Raw genomic sequence first — 13,956 nt, 5'->3', positions numbered from 1 at the left:
GGGGGACATTCGCGGAGGGGAGTACCCGGTGGCCTGCGCACGCACCCAGAAAGCGACGGCAAAGAACTCAGCCCAGCAAGCACCCCAGCACCTTGCCCAGCATGTCCTCCACATCGGCCACCTGCACCGCCCCAGGCAGCGCAACATCGCCGTGCATCACGAACACCGGCTTGCCCCACTTCAGCCCCATCGCCATCTCCGACAGCGTGCCCATGTTGCCGCCGATGGCCACCAGGCACACGCCGCTGCGCGCGATGATGCCGTTGCGCATCTCGCCCATGCCCGTGGGAATGGCCACGCTCAGCCATTCGTTGGCGTTGCGGTCGTCCTCCTCGGGCAGTATGCCCACGGCGATGCCGCCGGCTTCCACCGCGCCGCGCGAGGCCGCGGCCATCACGCCGCCGCGCCCGCCGCACACCACCGACATGCCCGCGCGGGCCAGCGCATGCGCCACGGCATAGGCGGCCTCGCACTCGGCCGGGCCGCCGTCGCCCGGGCCGATCATCGCCACCGGCTGGCGGTGGCGCGACGGCCCCCGCTGCTTCTGCGCCAGGCGCGCCAGCGCCTCAGTGACCGGCGCCGACAGCACCGCGCTCGCGCCTTCGCGTAAAGACATCACCCACTCCCATCACGATCACACACACCACCATCAGCACCAGCGACAAAGCCGCCGCCACCGCGAAATCGGACCCGCCGTCGCCCACCTGCGCCAGCAGCATCAGCGGCAGGATGTTGAGCTGCGTGCCCACCAGCGCCAGCGCCGTGCCGTAAGTGCCCATGGCAATCGCGGCGACCATGCAGGCGTTCGACAGCACCGAAGGCAGAACCTCGGGCACCACCGTGTCCCAGAAGGCACGGGCTTTCGATGCACCCAGCGTGCGCGCCGCCTGCGCCGGGCGCAGGTCGAGGTTCGCGAACACCGGGTACAGCGACAGCGCCACGCGCGGGATCAGGTAGTAGGCATAGGCGAAGCCCAGGCCCGACACGCTGTAGATCCAGCTGCCCAGGGCCGCCGGGTCCGCGCCCAGGCCCGCGAGCAGTTGCGTCACGAAGCCCGCGCGGCCGAAGGCCAGGATGAAGCCGTAGGCGATCACCAGACCCGAGAACGCCAGCGGCAGGCCCAGCAGCGTCATCATCCATTGGCGCCGCGACGCCGGCTGGCGCGCCAGCTCGATCGCGATGCAGGTGCCCACCAGCGCCGACACCGCGCCCGCCGCCAGCCCGAGCGCCAGCGTGTTGCGCAGCGCGCCGAAGAACAGCGGGTTGCCGAACAGCCGGCCGAAGGCGCTGCCGCCCTCGCCGAAGGCCTCTGGCAGCAGCGCCGCCAGCGGCACCGCGAAGAACAGCGCCATGAAGGCCCAGGCGGGCCAGGCGCCAAAGCGTCGCATCACGGCTGCTCGATCACTTGCCCAGCGCGGCTTGCGCCCAGAGCTTGTCGATCTCGGCCTTGCGCTCCGAGGCCTTCACCACGTCGAGCGGCTTGATCTGCGGCGCTGGCGGCATCTTGGCGGCCACGTCGGCCGACAGCTGCGTGCCCGGCACGGCCGGCCGCACGAAGCCCTGTGCGAACAGCGACTGGCCGGCCTCGCTCATGATGAAGTTGAGCCACAGCTTGCCGGCGTTCGGGTTCGGGCCGTTCTTCACCAGGCTGATGGCGTAGGGCGCGGCCACGCTGGCTTCCTTGGGGATGACGACTTCCATCGCGTCACCCATGCCATCCACATGCTTGGCCTTCAGGCCGTCGTTCTCGTAGCTGATCCACACCGGGATCTCGCCCTTCAGGAACTTGGCGTAGGGCGTGGTGCCTTCCACGCGCAGCACGTTGCCGGCCGAATGCAGCTTGCCCAGGTAGTCGATGCCGGGCTGCACGTTGTCGACGCTGCCGCCGTTGGCGTAGGCCGCGGCGAAGGTCAGCACCTGGCCGATGCCGGTGGAGCGCGGGTCGAGGTAGACCACCGTGTTCTTGAACTCGGGCTTGAGCAGGTCGGCCCAGCCCGTGGGCACGTTCTTCACCAGCTTCTTGTTGACCAGGAAGGCGATGTTCAGCGTGTGGATGGTGAACCAGCGGCCCTCGGCCTCGCGGAACACCGGCGGCAGCTTGTCGAAGTTGACGGGCTTGAAGGGCGCGACCACGTCTTTCTTCGCGGCGTCGACGGCCGAGGCGGCGAAGTAGTAGGCGGTGTCGGCCTGCGGGCGGCGCCTGGTCTTCTCGAGCGCGACCACGGTGGCGGCGGAACCGATGTCGTTGTAGGTCAGCTCGATCTCGGGGTAGCGCTTCTTGAAATCGCGGAACAGCGACTTCCAGTTGGCCCATTCGGGGCCGGTGTCGAAGGAGACGCACAGGCCTTCCTTCTGCGCCTCGGCGTACAGCGCCTTCTCGCCCGCATACAGCTCGGGGCCGTCGAAGGCGAAGGCGGTGCGGGCCGCGAGGGTGGCCAGCGGCAGTGCGCCGGCGGCTTGGATCAGGTGTCTGCGTTGCATGGTGGCTCCTTGAGGAAAAGGTTCAGTGGTCGAGTAAACGGATGTGCTCGGGCGCGACGGCGATGGCCTCCAGGGCCGGCGCCGACGATTCGGCAAGGAAAGGCTTGCCCGCGCCCGGCACTTCGAAGTCGTAGCGCGTGAGCGCACCCAGGTAGCGCTGCGCGCGGGTGCTGCCCGCAAGACGGTTCACGGCGCCGGGCGCCGGATCCGGCCGGATGTGTTCGGGGCGCACCAGCACATGCACCGCGGTGCCGAAGGCGCGCTGGCCGGTGTCGGCGAAGAGTTCGGCAAAGCCCAGGTCCAGCCGGCCCGGCGCGGCCACCTTGGCGGGCAGGATGGTCGAGAGCCCGACGAACTCGGCCACCGCGCGGCTCGCGGGGTTCTCGTAGATGTCGCGCGGCGTGGCGATCTGCAGCAGCCGGCCGTCCTTGAGCATGGCCACGCGGTCGGCCATCACCAGCGCTTCTTCCTGGTCGTGCGTGACCAGCAGCGTGGTGGCGTTGAAGCGCTGCTGTATGGCGCGGATCTGGTCGCGCAGGTGGCCGCGCACGCTGGCGTCGAGGGCCGACAGCGGCTCGTCGAGCAGCAGGGCACGCGGGTCGATGGCCAGCGCGCGCGCCAATGCCACGCGCTGCTGCTGGCCGCCCGAAAGCTGCGCGACGGCGCGCTGCGCAAAGTCGCCCAGCCCCACGATGTCGAGCAGTTCCTGGGCGCGCTTGCGTCGTTCGGTGGCCGCCACCTTGCGCAGCTTGAGCCCGTAGGCCACGTTGTCGAGCACGCTCAGGTGCGGGAACAGCGCGTAGCTCTGGAACACCATGCCGATGTGGCGCTGGTGCACCGGCGTGCGCGACATGTCTTCGCCGTCGAGCGCGATGCGGCCGGTGTGGCCCGTCTCCAGGCCCGCCACCAGCTTCAGCAGCGTCGACTTGCCCGAGCCGCTGGGTCCGATCACCGCGACCAGCTCGCCGGTGCGCACGTCGAGCGACACGTCGTGCAGGCCGTGCGTGCTGCCGGGGTAGTTGTAGTTGACGTCGTCGAGTAGGAGGCTCATGGCGTATCGGTCAGGCGCGTTGCTTCACGAGGGAAGAGGAAAGAAGCGCCGACGCGCTCGCCAGCACAAGAAGGATCACCGTGGCCGCGCAGGCGAAGCCCGTGGCACCGTAGAAGGCCTGCAGCAGCACCACCGGATAGGTGCGGTTCTGGAAGCTCGTGAGAAGGTTCGACACGCCGAACTCGCCCACCGAGATGGCCGCCACCATCACCAGCCCGCTGATCAGGCTCTGCCGCAGGCTCGGCAGCACGATGCCGGTGAACTGCTGCCAGCCCGAGGCGCCGAGCGTGGCGGCTGCCTGCTCGAGCCGGCCGAGGTCGAGGTGGCGCAGGTCGGTCAGCAGCGTGTTGGTGAGGTAGGGCAGGGTGAGGATCGCGTGCGCCGCGATCAAGAGCGGCATCGAGCCCAGCCAGGGTGCGAGGTCGGTGTTGAACACGATCATGTAGCCGAAGGCCAGCGTGATGGCCGGCACCGCCACCGGCGTGGCGCTCACGATGCGCGCCGCCAGGCTGCCGCCGCGCTGCGCGCCGTGGTACAGCGCATAGGCCAGCGGCAAGGCCAGCACGGTGTTGATGGCGCAGGCCGACATGGCGACCACGAGGCTGCTGACGAAAGCCTTGCGGAAAGAGGTGTCGAGCCAGAGGTCGACGTACCACTGCCCGGTGATGCCGGTGGGCAGCAGCGTGTTGGTCCAGTTGCCGCCCACGCTGCCGATCATCAGCAGGGCGATGGGCAGCAGCAGGTACAGGCCGTAGATGAGCGAAATGCCGCGAACCAAGGTTGTCTCCCATGTCATGGACACCCGGCATACTTTCCGGATGCGCTACTGTCCGCGCCGGGCATGCCGCCGCGTTGCCTCGAATTCTAGGAATCACGTGCGTACTTATGGGTGAAAGTTGGATGACGACACTTGAGCAATCGGAAAGCGTTTTTCACGCAGCTTTCATGAAGCGGAGCGATACATGAAGCGCGACTGCCCCACCATCCAGGAGCTGCTGGCCTTCGACGCGGTGGCGCGCCACCAGAGCATCACGCTCGCGGCGGGCGCCCTGTGCATCACCGTGAGCGCGGTCAGCAAGCAGATCGCAGGGCTCGAGGCCTTCCTCGGCCGCGAGCTGCTGCAGAAGAACGGCCGCGGCGTGCAGCTCACGCCGCAGGGCCGCGTGTACTGGCAGAAGATTTCGGGCGGGCTGCGCGCCATCGAGACCGCGACCTTCGAGGCGCGCTCGGGCGACGCGGGTGCGGGCCTCCTCACGCTGGCCAGCGTGCCCACCTTTCTCACCAAATGGCTCATTCCGCGCCTGCCCGCCTTCAGCCAGAAGAGCCGCCACGTGATGCTGAGCTTCAGCCGCCACCTGGAGCCCAGCGACGGCATTCCGGCGGGCGTGGACGCCGCCATCCGCTACGGCCCCGACGGCTGGCCCGGCGTGGTGTCCGAGTACATCGCGGGGCGCGAGTTCGTGCTGATCGTGGCGCGCTCGCTGGTCGAGGGGCGGCACCGCATCGCGCAGCCCGCCGACATCACCGGCCACACGCTGCTGCATCACGAAGGCGCGCCCGGCGCGTGGCGGCAATGGGCCGCGCAGCACGGCGTGCCGGAAGTGCAGACGGTGGCGGGGCCGCGCTTCGCGCAGTATTCGGCGCTGATCCAGGCGGCGCTCAACGGACTGGGCATCGGCCTCGTGCCCAGGCTGCTGGTGCAGGAAGAACTGGCCGAAGGCGCGCTGCTGAGCCCCTGCGGCACGCCGGTGAGCGTGAACCAGGGCCACTACCTCTGCTACCGGCCCGACCGGCTCGACCTGCCGGCCTTCGTGGCGTTCCGCGAATGGCTGCTGGCCGAGGGCGTGGCCTCGCGCGGCGCCGAGACCGAGGCATGATCCCCGCAACATCCAAGGAGTCGAATCGATGAAAGTCGCAGTCATGGGTGCCGGCGCGGTCGGTTGCTATTACGGCGCCATGCTCGCGCGCGCGGGCCACGAGGTGGTGCTGGTCGGCCGGCCCGTGCATGTGGAGGCCGTCAACGCCAACGGGCTGCGGCTGGAAACCCGGGCTTTCGACGAGCAGGTGCGAATGGCCGCGAGCACCGAACCCGGCGCGGTGAAGGGCGCCGACCTCGTGCTGTTCTGCGTCAAGTCGACCGACAGCGAATCGGCCGCCGCACAGATCGGGCCGCACCTGGCGCCCGGCGCGCTGGTGCTCACGCTGCAGAACGGCGTGGACAACGACGAGCGCGTGCGCGCGGTGCTGCCCGCGTCGAACGAGGTGGCCGCGGCTGTCGTCTACGTGGCGACCGGCATGGCCGGCCCCGGCCATGTGAAGCACAACGGCCGAGGCGAGCTGGTGATCGCGCCGTCACGCCGCAGCGAAGAGGTCGCGCGGCATCTGGTGGCGGCCGGCGTGCCCACGCAGATCTCGGACAACGTGCGCGGCTCGCTCTGGGCCAAGCTGATCCTCAACTGCGCCTACAACGCGCTGTCGGCCATCACGCAGCTGCCCTACGGCGTGCTCGTGCAAGGCGCGGGCGTGAACGACGTGATCCGCGACGTGGTGGCCGAATGCCTCGCGGTGGCGAAGGCCGAGGGCGTCGAAGTGCCGGGCGACACCGACGCCGCCCTGCGGGGCATCGCGCAGACCATGCCCGCGCAGTACTCCTCGACCGCGCAAGACCTGGCGCGCGGCAAGCTCAGCGAGATCGACCACCTCAACGGGCTGGTCGTGCGGCGTGGGGAGGCACTGGGCGTGCCGACGCCGGCCAACCGTGTGCTGTTCGTGCTGGTGAAGCTGCTGGAAGGCAAGCTGCAGCAGGCAGCGCAGGCCTGATCAGCCGGGCATCGGCTCGCGCATCGTCACGAACTCTTCGGCGGCGGTGGGGTGGATGCCGATGGTGCCGTCGAACAGCGCCTTCGTCGCACCCGCGCGCATCGCCACGGCAAAGCCCTGCACCACTTCGCCGGCATCCGCGCCCACCATGTGCAGGCCTACCACGCGGTCGGTGGCCTTGTCGACCACCAGCTTCATGAAGGTGCGCTCGGTGCGGCCCGACAGCGTGTGGCGCAGCGACTTGAATTCGCTCGAGAACACCGTCACTTCGCCGAACTTCGCGCGCGCATCGATCTCGCTGTAGCCGCAGGTGCCGATGTTCGGGTGCGTGAACACGGCGGTGGGAATGAACTCGTAGTCGAGCCGGCGCTTGCCCTTGCCGAAGAGTTCGTCGACCACCACCATCGCCTCGGCCAGCGCCACCGGCGTGAGCTGCACGCGCGTGGAGACGTCACCCACCGCGTAGATCGACGGCACCGAGCTGCGGTAGTGCGCATCGACCGCGATCGCGCCTTTTTCGTCGAGCTTCACGCCCGCGGCCTCGAGGCCCAGGCCCTGCGTGTTGGGCACGCGGCCGGTCGCGAAGAGCACCGTGTCGACCTCGATCTGCTGGCCGCGTGCCAGCGTGACGGTGAGGCCGTCTGCATTGCGTGCTACCGATGCGGCCTCGCAGTTGAGCCGCAGGTCGACGCCGGCCTTGCCCATTTCGTGGGCGAGGAACTGCCGCACGTCGTCGTCGAAGCCGGTGAGCAGGTGCGCGCGGCGATGCAACTGCGTCACCTTGGCGCCCAGGCCGTTGAAGATGGAGGCGAACTCGCAGGCGATGTAGCCGCCGCCCACCACCAGCAGGCGCCTGGGGAACGGGTCGAGGTCGAACATCGCGTCGGAGGTCACGATGTGCTCGCGGCCCGGAATGTCGGGCACGAAGGGCGTGCCGCCGGTGGCCACCAGCAGGTGGCGCGCCGTGTGGCGCTTGCCGTCGATCTCTACCGTGTGGGCATCGACCAGCTGGGCCCAGCCGGTGATGAGCGTCACGCCGGCGTTCTTCAGCAGCGAGCCGTAGATGCCGTTGAGCCGGCCGATCTCTTTCGCGCGCTGCGACTTGAGATGTGCCCAGTCGAACTGCGGGGCTTGCGGCAGCGTCCAGCCGTAGCCCGCGGCCTCCTCGAAGGATTCGGCGTAGCCGGCCGCGTAGCTGTAGAGCTTCTTGGGTATGCAGCCCACGTTGACGCAGGTGCCGCCGAGCTCGGCGGCCTCGGCCAGCCCGACGCGGGCGCCGGTTTGCGCCGCCATGCGCGCGGCGCGCACGCCGCCGCTGCCGCCGCCGATGACGAAGAGATCGAAGTCGAATGTGGGCATGAAAGGCTCCTTGGCCGCCGACTTTAGCGGCGGGGCGATTGGCGGAGCTTTCGGCGGGGCTTCCGGGGCCTTGTGCCCGGACGGGTCAGCGCGAGTCCGGCGAGGTCCAGAGCCTTTTCACGTCTTCGCTCTGTCCTTGCTGCTGTTGCGTCGCCGCCATGCCGCGTTGCTGCTGCTGTATCGCACGCAGCTGCGCTTCCTGGGCCTGGCGCAATGCGTTCTGCTGCGCCGCCTGCTGGGCCTGCACCTGCTGTTGCATCTGCAGGGCGCGCAACTGCATTTCCTGCTGCTGGCGGGCCTGCAACTGCTGTTGCTGGGCCTGCGCTGCCTGCTGGGCCGCGCGCTGCTGCTGTTGAAGCAGTTGCTGTTGTTGCATGGCCTGCGCCTGCGCGGCGCGCAGCTGCATCTCCTGTTGCTGGCGCAAGGCCTGCTGTTGCTGCTGCTGGAGTTGCAGCTGCATTTGCTGTTGTTGCTGCTGTTGCTGCCAGCGGTCCTGCTCGGCGCGCTGCTGGCGCCAGTCGCGCCGCTGCTGCCATTCGCGCTGCTGACGCCAGTCTTCCTGCTGGCGCCATTCCTGTTCGCGGCGCAGATCTTCCTGACGCCGGAATTCCTCCTGCTCCTGCTGCTGGCGCCAGTCTTGCTCGCGCTGCCAGGCCAGCTGCTGCTCCTGCTGCGCCCGGTAGTCAGGCTCGTAGCGCACCTGCGGCGGCGGCACGGCCAGCACTGCCGACGGCACCGGCACGCCGGGCGGGCCGAAACGGGCGGTGCCGGAGGACCGGTCCTCGATCCGGTTGCGCTCGGCCACCCAGGCGTCGAAGCCGGCGTTCTGCACCCGCGTGGTCGCAACGGCCGTCAGGTCGCGTCCGGACACGGTCGTCTGCTGGCGGTCGGTCAGCAATTGCGAGGCGCCGTTCTTGCCGTACAGCGTGAGCTGGCCGGACGTCACCGCCACCCAGGTGGTGGAAGTGGCCGTGTCGGCGGCAAAGCGGTATTCGCCCGGCGCGGTGATCACCGCGTGTAGGTTGCCGGTGTGGATCTTCAGGCGCTGGCCCGCCAGGCCGTCGCGCACGCGCAGCTGCAACTCGCCTTGGGTGGTGGTGATGTCCACGAAGTTGGCGTCGAGTCCCGAGAACTCCACCTGCGTCTGGCTGCCCAGCCGCAGCGTCACGGGGCCGATGTAGAACTCGGCGCGCGCGTTGCGGTCGGTCCAGACACGGTCGCCGACCGACAGCGTGCCGCCCTGCCGGGCCGCCTGCCAGCGGTCCTGGCCGGCGAGGGCGACGCTCACGGTGCCCTGCTGCTGGTTCAGCCGCGCGATCTGGCCCGATGGGCCGGGCTGTGCGCCGGCCGTGACGCCGGCGCACAGGAGCGCCATGCCGAGCAGCCAATGTTGCAATGGGCGCCGAATGCGCCCAGGTGTTGTGCGGTTCATGTGATTCCTCTGATCCCCGATGTACGAAGCGGTCCGGTCGCCTGGTTTGCCTGTTTGTAACGCGCGAGAATCCGCTGCCGCTGTCAGCGCTGTCCCTTTGCTTGGTGAAGCGCAGGTGCATTCGGCAACCAGCTGTAAGGAGGAAACAGAAGTGAAGAACGAAAACAACATACGCCCTGCCGGCGAAGTGTGCTTCCAAAAGAGATGGCCGGCGCTGCTGGCGCTGTGCATCGCCGCCACCGCGGCGGTGCCGGCAGCCGCCCAGCTCGCGCGCAAGCCCTCTTACTATCAGCAACAGAACCAGCAGGGCCCGGCCCAGCCGCAGGGGCCGCGTCCGACGGCGCCGTCGTCGCTGCCGGCGTTGCGCAGCCAGGGCGATTTCGACCAGCTCGCGCGCGTCTATGACGCCGGCACGCCGATGCAGCTGGCTCACGTGCTGTTCGTCGTCGATCTGAAGGCGAAGCCGGCGCCTCGCACGTACTACATCGACACGCCGCGCTACCAGCTGCACGTGCGGTTCCTGCGCGACACGCGGCTCGTGCCCGACACCATCAAGCGCGAGATCGATCGCAACTACCTCGTGCCCGACCGCCGCTTCCTGTTCGGCACGCTGAGCTGGCAGCAGAACATCGGTGCCTTCACCTACGAATTCTGGGAAGGCGACCGGCTCACTGCGCCACTGCTGCGGCAGGCCGATGCGCAGGTGAAGGCCAGCTTCTTCGCGCCCGTGAAGCTCAAGACCAACTCCACGCTGCACGAGCGCATTGCCAGGGAAACCGGCATCGACTACGTGAGCCAGGAGGCGCTGATCCGCGAACAGCCCTATCTGCCGATGAACGTCGGCACCGCCACCGGCCGCGTGCGCGTGGTGGACGACGAGTCGGGCATCAACGCACTGTTGCCCGACGACATCGCGGTGCTGCGGCAGGTGCCCCTGAGCCTGCCGCCGGTGGCGGGCGTGCTGACCGAGCGACCGTCGACCGCGCTGTCGCACGTCAACCTGCTGGCCAAGGGCTGGGGCATTCCGAACGCCTACGTGCGCGACGCGGCGACGGTGCTGAATGAGCATGCGGGCCAGTGGGTGGCGCTGAAGGTTGCGGCCTCGGGCTACCAGGTGCGCCGCCTCACGGCCGATGAAATCGCGGCGCTGCCGCCGCGTGCCGTGCGCACCGCATCCGCCGGCGCCACGCCCGGCGGTGCGAAGGCCATCGAGCCCGACCTGCGCGAGACCCGCCTGCTGCCGCTGGCCTCATTGCGCGCGCGCAACAGCGCGCAGTGCGGCACCAAGGCCGCGAACCTCGGCGCCATGCAGGCCGCGCGCATTCCGGGCACGTCGGTGCCCGACGGTTTCTGCGTGCCCTTCGCACACTACGACCGTTTCATGCGAGCCAACGGCCTGGGCGAGCGCATCGCACGCATGCAACAGCAACCCGGGTTCGCGAGCGACCCGAAGGTCCGCCAGAAGGCGCTTGCGCAACTGCGCGACGAGATCGTGCAGTGGCCGGTCGATGCAGTCACTGCCGCTTCATGGCGCGCCGCATGGCAGTCGCAACTGGGCGGCGGTGGCGTGTTCGTGCGCAGCTCGTCCAACTCCGAAGACCTGCCTGGCTTCAGCGGCGCGGGGCTCTACACCACCGTGCCCAACGTCAAGACCGGCGACGCGCTCGAGACCGCGGTCAAGAAGGTCTGGGCCTCGGTGTTCAACCCCGAGGCATGGGAGGCGCGCGGCGCCGCGGGCTTCGGCGCAGAGTCGGTGCTCATGGGCGTGTTCGTGCAGACCGCCATCGACTCGACCAATGCCGGCGTCATGATCACCCGCGACCCCTTCGACGCGGGACATCCGCACGTCACCTACATCTCTGCCAAGCGCGGCATCGGCATCCGCGTGGTCGAAGGGCAGCGCGTGGCGGAGCAGGTGATGTATTCGAGCTGGTCCAAGGCCATCCAGGTGCTGAGCCGTTCGGCCGAAGACACGGCTCTTCAGCTCGATAAGGACGGCGGCGTGAAGGAAGTGCCGGTGGAGGCCGGGCGCAACGTGCTGACCGACGAGCTGGTGGTGCGCCTGGCCAACGTGGGCGCGGCGGTGAAGCGCACCTTCAACGCGGTCGATCAGGACATCGAGTGGGCGACGGTGGGCGACAGGATCGTGCTGCTGCAGGCGCGGCCGTATGTGGAGCGGCGGCGCTGAAGGCCGCGCACTCCGGCGTTGCCGCTACTTGTAGAGCAACTGCGGCAGCCACAACCCGATCTGCGGCCACGTGTACAGCAGCACGATCGCCAGCACCTGGATGCCCATGAAGGGCAGCATGCCCAGGAAGATCTGGTTCAGCGTCACGTGCGGCGGGCTCACGCCCTTCAGGTAGAAGGCCGCCATGGCCACCGGGGGCGAGAGGAAGGCCGTCTGCAGGTTCAGCGCCACCAGCAGCCCGAAGAACAGCGGGTCGACGCCGAAGTTGTCGAGCAGCGGAATGAAGATGGGCATGAAGATCACGATGATCTCGGTCCATTCCAGCGGCCATCCCAGCAGGAAGATGATGACCTGGCTCAGGATCAGGAACTCCACCTTCGTGAGGTTCATGCCCAGCACCCACTCTTCCACCAGCGCCTGCCCGCCCAGCAGCGCGAACGCGGCCGAGAAGATGGCCGAGCCCACGAACAGCCAGCACACCATGGCCGATGTCTTGGCGGTGAGGAACATCGACTCCTTCAGCACCGTGAGGTTCAGCCGCCGGTAGGCCGCGGCCAGCAGCATGCCGCCGAGGGCGCCCATGGCCGCCGCTTCGGTCGGCGTGGCAAGGCCCAGCACGATGGAGCCCAGCACCGAAAGGATCAGCAGCACCAGCGGGAAGAACGACGCCAGCAGCATCTTGAAGATCTCGAGCCGCGCGAAGCTCAGGAAAAGGTAGAACAGCGTGACGATGGCGCCGAAGATCGCGAAGGTGACCCACCACCAGGTGGGCGCGGGGCGCTCGGTGGCGGCTTCGGCGGCACTTTCGGCGGCGCCTTGTGCTGCTTCTGCCGGCTCGGCCAGCGGCGCGGCGGCCGCGGCTGGCTCCGGCGCCTGTTCCCCGCCGGGGGGCTCCTGCAGGCCTTCTTCACGCGGAGGCTCCTGCAGCCCGCCCTCGGACGGCGGTTCCTGCAAGCCGCCCGCGCCGGGTGCGCTGCGCACGGCGCCGATCTCCTCGATGTCGTAGCGCGCCTGCGCCTCCACCGTGGTCACGGCCTTGTAGCTGAAGGCCGCCAGCAGCAGGAAGATCACGCCGGGCATCGCGACGATGCCGAGTTGCTTCAGCACATGCGAGAACGGAACGCCGGTATTGCGACGGCCCTTGAGCAGCCCCACCAGCGCATGCGCGGCGGGGCTGTCGGCCAGCCGCTGCGACAGCGGCGGCAGCGGCACCACGCGCTCGGCCAGCGACAGCGGCGGCGCCCACTGCGGCTTGATCCACGCGATGATGATCACGTACAGCACATAGAGCGACGCCAGCATCAGCCCCGGAAAGAAGGCGCCCGCATACAGCTGCACCACCGAGACCCCGGCCGTCGCGCCATAGACGATCAGCAGCACCGACGGCGGAATCAGGATGCCCAGGCACCCGCCCGCCGTGATCGCGCCCGCGGCCAGCGGCACGCTGTAGCCCGCGCGCAGCATGGCCGGCAGCGCCAGCAGGCCCATCAGCGTGACCACCGCGCCCACGATGCCGGTGGCCGTCGCGAAGATGGTGCAGGTGACCAGCGTCGCCACCGCAAGCGCGCCCGGCAGCCGCGCGAGCGCCAGGTGCAGGCTCTTGAACAGCGATTCGATGAGGTTCGCGCGCTCCACCAGGTAGCCCATGAACACGAACAGCGGCACCGCGATGAGCACGTCGTTGGCCATGGTCTTGAAGGCCGACTGCACCATCAGGTCGAGCGTTCGGTGCCAGTCGCGGTCATAGGCGAGCCAGGTGAAGATCATGCCCATGCCCATCAGCGTGAACGCCGTGGGAAAGCCCAGCATGATGGCCACGACCACCAGCGACAGCATCAGCAGCCCGAGGTGGCCGTTGGTGATGGTCGGCGCGTTCGCCAGCACGGTGCCAGCGCCGATCACGATCAGCGCCATGAACGACAGGCCGAACCAGAGTTCGCGGCGGATCATCGCGCCCCCCCGGTGGCTGTTTGCGCCACCACCACGCGGTCTAGCGCGGCGATGTCCTCGTCTTTCACGTGCACCATTTCCTTGAGCTTCTCTACGTCGACCTCTTCGACGTCCTGCTCGCGCGAAGGCCATGCGCCTTGCCGTATGCACTGCACGCAGCGGATGATCTCGACGAGGCCCTGCAGCAGCAGCGTGAAGCCCGCGAGCGGGATGATGTACTTGAACGGATACAGCGGCAGCGGCTCGGCCGAGAAGGTCTGCTCGCGGATGGCGAGCGACTCGCCCGCGTAGATCCAGCCGGCCCAGGTGAGCGCGACGATGCCCGGCAGGAAGAACACGATGTACAGCACCAGGTCGACCGTCGCCTGCGTGCGCGGGCGGAAGAAGCCGTAGAGCACGTCGCCGCGCACGTGGCCGTTCTTCGAGAGCGTGTAGGCGCCTGCGGTCATGAACATCGCGCCGTACAGCATGATCTGCGCGTCCAGCACCCAGGCGTGCGGCTTGTTGAGCGCATAGCGCGAGAACACCTCCCAACTGATGAGCAGCGTGAGCAGCAGCGCGCACCAGGCGAAGGTCTTGCCGATCCATGTGGAGAACCGGTCGACCGCCAGCAGGAAAGATTGCATCGGAACGAACTCCTCGCCGCGACCCGTGCGCGGCATGCGTGCAGGCATG

The 13,956-nt window shown here is 68.8% G+C and carries 12 protein-coding genes; 3 read left to right on the top strand and 9 right to left on the bottom strand.

Annotated features, from left to right (window positions below; genetic code table 11):
- Positions 1-67: 67 nt before the first annotated feature.
- From ACWV14_RS29820 to ACWV14_RS29800, 5 genes are read right to left on the bottom strand one after another with little or no spacing between them, the layout of a single operon-like run.
- Positions 68-616 (bottom strand): TIGR00725 family protein, encoded by a 549-nt coding sequence (locus ACWV14_RS29820; RefSeq protein ID WP_454905355.1) that lies wholly within the window; start codon positions 614-616, stop codon positions 68-70.
- Positions 567-1,388 (bottom strand): ABC transporter permease, encoded by an 822-nt coding sequence (locus ACWV14_RS29815; protein ID WP_454905353.1) that lies wholly within the window; start codon positions 1,386-1,388, stop codon positions 567-569. Before ACWV14_RS29815 ends, ACWV14_RS29820 begins: the two co-directional genes overlap by 50 nt.
- A 13-nt stretch (positions 1,389-1,401) precedes the next feature.
- A complete protein-coding gene (locus ACWV14_RS29810) occupies positions 1,402-2,481 on the bottom strand; it encodes an extracellular solute-binding protein (protein WP_422084655.1) in 1,080 nt (359 codons plus the stop codon).
- 22 nt (positions 2,482-2,503) lie between these two features.
- The gene (locus ACWV14_RS29805; RefSeq protein WP_454905350.1) at positions 2,504-3,532 is read right to left on the bottom strand and encodes an ABC transporter ATP-binding protein; all 1,029 of its coding nucleotides are present in this window, start codon (positions 3,530-3,532) and stop codon (positions 2,504-2,506) included.
- Positions 3,533-3,542: 10 nt separating this feature from the next.
- A complete protein-coding gene (locus ACWV14_RS29800) occupies positions 3,543-4,328 on the bottom strand; it encodes an ABC transporter permease (RefSeq protein WP_454905348.1) in 786 nt (261 codons plus the stop codon).
- 166 nt (positions 4,329-4,494) lie between these two features.
- Between ACWV14_RS29800 and ACWV14_RS29795 the strand changes: the two genes are divergently transcribed.
- Both ACWV14_RS29795 and ACWV14_RS29790 read left to right on the top strand, forming a co-directional pair.
- A complete protein-coding gene (locus ACWV14_RS29795; protein ID WP_422084658.1) occupies positions 4,495-5,409 on the top strand; it encodes a LysR substrate-binding domain-containing protein in 915 nt (304 codons plus the stop codon).
- A 28-nt stretch (positions 5,410-5,437) separates the two neighbouring features.
- A complete protein-coding gene (locus ACWV14_RS29790; RefSeq protein ID WP_454905346.1) occupies positions 5,438-6,352 on the top strand; it encodes a ketopantoate reductase family protein in 915 nt (304 codons plus the stop codon).
- On the opposite strand, the gene gorA is transcribed toward ACWV14_RS29790, so the two are convergent.
- Both gorA and ACWV14_RS29780 read right to left on the bottom strand, forming a co-directional pair.
- Positions 6,353-7,711 carry a glutathione-disulfide reductase gene (gene gorA / locus ACWV14_RS29785; RefSeq protein WP_454905344.1) on the bottom strand — a complete coding sequence of 453 codons (1,359 nt, stop codon included), beginning with the start codon at positions 7,709-7,711 and terminating at the stop codon, positions 6,353-6,355.
- An 85-nt stretch (positions 7,712-7,796) separates the two neighbouring features.
- Positions 7,797-9,143, bottom strand: coding sequence for a hypothetical protein (locus tag ACWV14_RS29780; protein WP_454905342.1), 1,347 nt, complete (start codon positions 9,141-9,143; stop codon positions 7,797-7,799).
- A 151-nt stretch (positions 9,144-9,294) separates the two neighbouring features.
- Here ACWV14_RS29780 and ACWV14_RS29775 point away from each other — a divergent pair, with 151 nt between their 5' ends.
- A complete protein-coding gene (locus tag ACWV14_RS29775) occupies positions 9,295-11,331 on the top strand; it encodes a PEP/pyruvate-binding domain-containing protein (RefSeq protein WP_454905340.1) in 2,037 nt (678 codons plus the stop codon).
- A gap of 24 nt (positions 11,332-11,355) precedes the next feature.
- Here the strand turns inward: ACWV14_RS29775 and ACWV14_RS29770 are convergent, their stop codons facing one another.
- Positions 11,356-13,281, bottom strand: a complete 1,926-nt coding sequence (locus ACWV14_RS29770) for a TRAP transporter large permease (RefSeq protein WP_454905338.1) — start codon at positions 13,279-13,281, stop codon at positions 11,356-11,358.
- Complete coding sequence (locus ACWV14_RS29765; RefSeq protein ID WP_422084667.1) at positions 13,278-13,907, bottom strand: TRAP transporter small permease subunit; 630 nt, start codon at positions 13,905-13,907, stop codon at positions 13,278-13,280. The genes ACWV14_RS29770 and ACWV14_RS29765 overlap by 4 nt, the downstream gene beginning before the upstream one ends.
- Positions 13,908-13,956 lie beyond the last annotated feature (49 nt).

Source organism: Variovorax durovernensis, assembly GCF_977011995.1.
The sequence above is the reverse complement of the archived record's forward strand: the minus strand, read 5'-3'. Positions and strand labels throughout refer to the sequence as shown.

Bases quoted from the DNA above. Each gene is read 5' to 3' on its own strand.
- ACWV14_RS29805 (WP_454905350.1), bottom strand. From the start codon at position 3,532: ATGAGCCTCCTACTCGACGACGTCAACTACAACTACCCCGGCAGCACG.
- ACWV14_RS29800 (WP_454905348.1), bottom strand. From the start codon at position 4,328: ATGACATGGGAGACAACCTTGGTTCGCGGCATTTCGCTCATCTACGGC.
- ACWV14_RS29790 (WP_454905346.1), top strand. From the start codon at position 5,438: ATGAAAGTCGCAGTCATGGGTGCCGGCGCGGTCGGTTGCTATTACGGC.
- ACWV14_RS29795 (WP_422084658.1), top strand. From the start codon at position 4,495: ATGAAGCGCGACTGCCCCACCATCCAGGAGCTGCTGGCCTTCGACGCG.
- ACWV14_RS29780 (WP_454905342.1), bottom strand. From the start codon at position 9,143: ATGAACCGCACAACACCTGGGCGCATTCGGCGCCCATTGCAACATTGG.
- gorA (WP_454905344.1), bottom strand. From the start codon at position 7,711: ATGCCCACATTCGACTTCGATCTCTTCGTCATCGGCGGCGGCAGCGGC.
- ACWV14_RS29770 (WP_454905338.1), bottom strand. From the start codon at position 13,281: ATGATCCGCCGCGAACTCTGGTTCGGCCTGTCGTTCATGGCGCTGATC.
- ACWV14_RS29810 (WP_422084655.1), bottom strand. From the start codon at position 2,481: ATGCAACGCAGACACCTGATCCAAGCCGCCGGCGCACTGCCGCTGGCC.
- ACWV14_RS29820 (WP_454905355.1), bottom strand. From the start codon at position 616: ATGTCTTTACGCGAAGGCGCGAGCGCGGTGCTGTCGGCGCCGGTCACT.
- ACWV14_RS29815 (WP_454905353.1), bottom strand. From the start codon at position 1,388: ATGCGACGCTTTGGCGCCTGGCCCGCCTGGGCCTTCATGGCGCTGTTC.
- ACWV14_RS29765 (WP_422084667.1), bottom strand. From the start codon at position 13,907: ATGCAATCTTTCCTGCTGGCGGTCGACCGGTTCTCCACATGGATCGGC.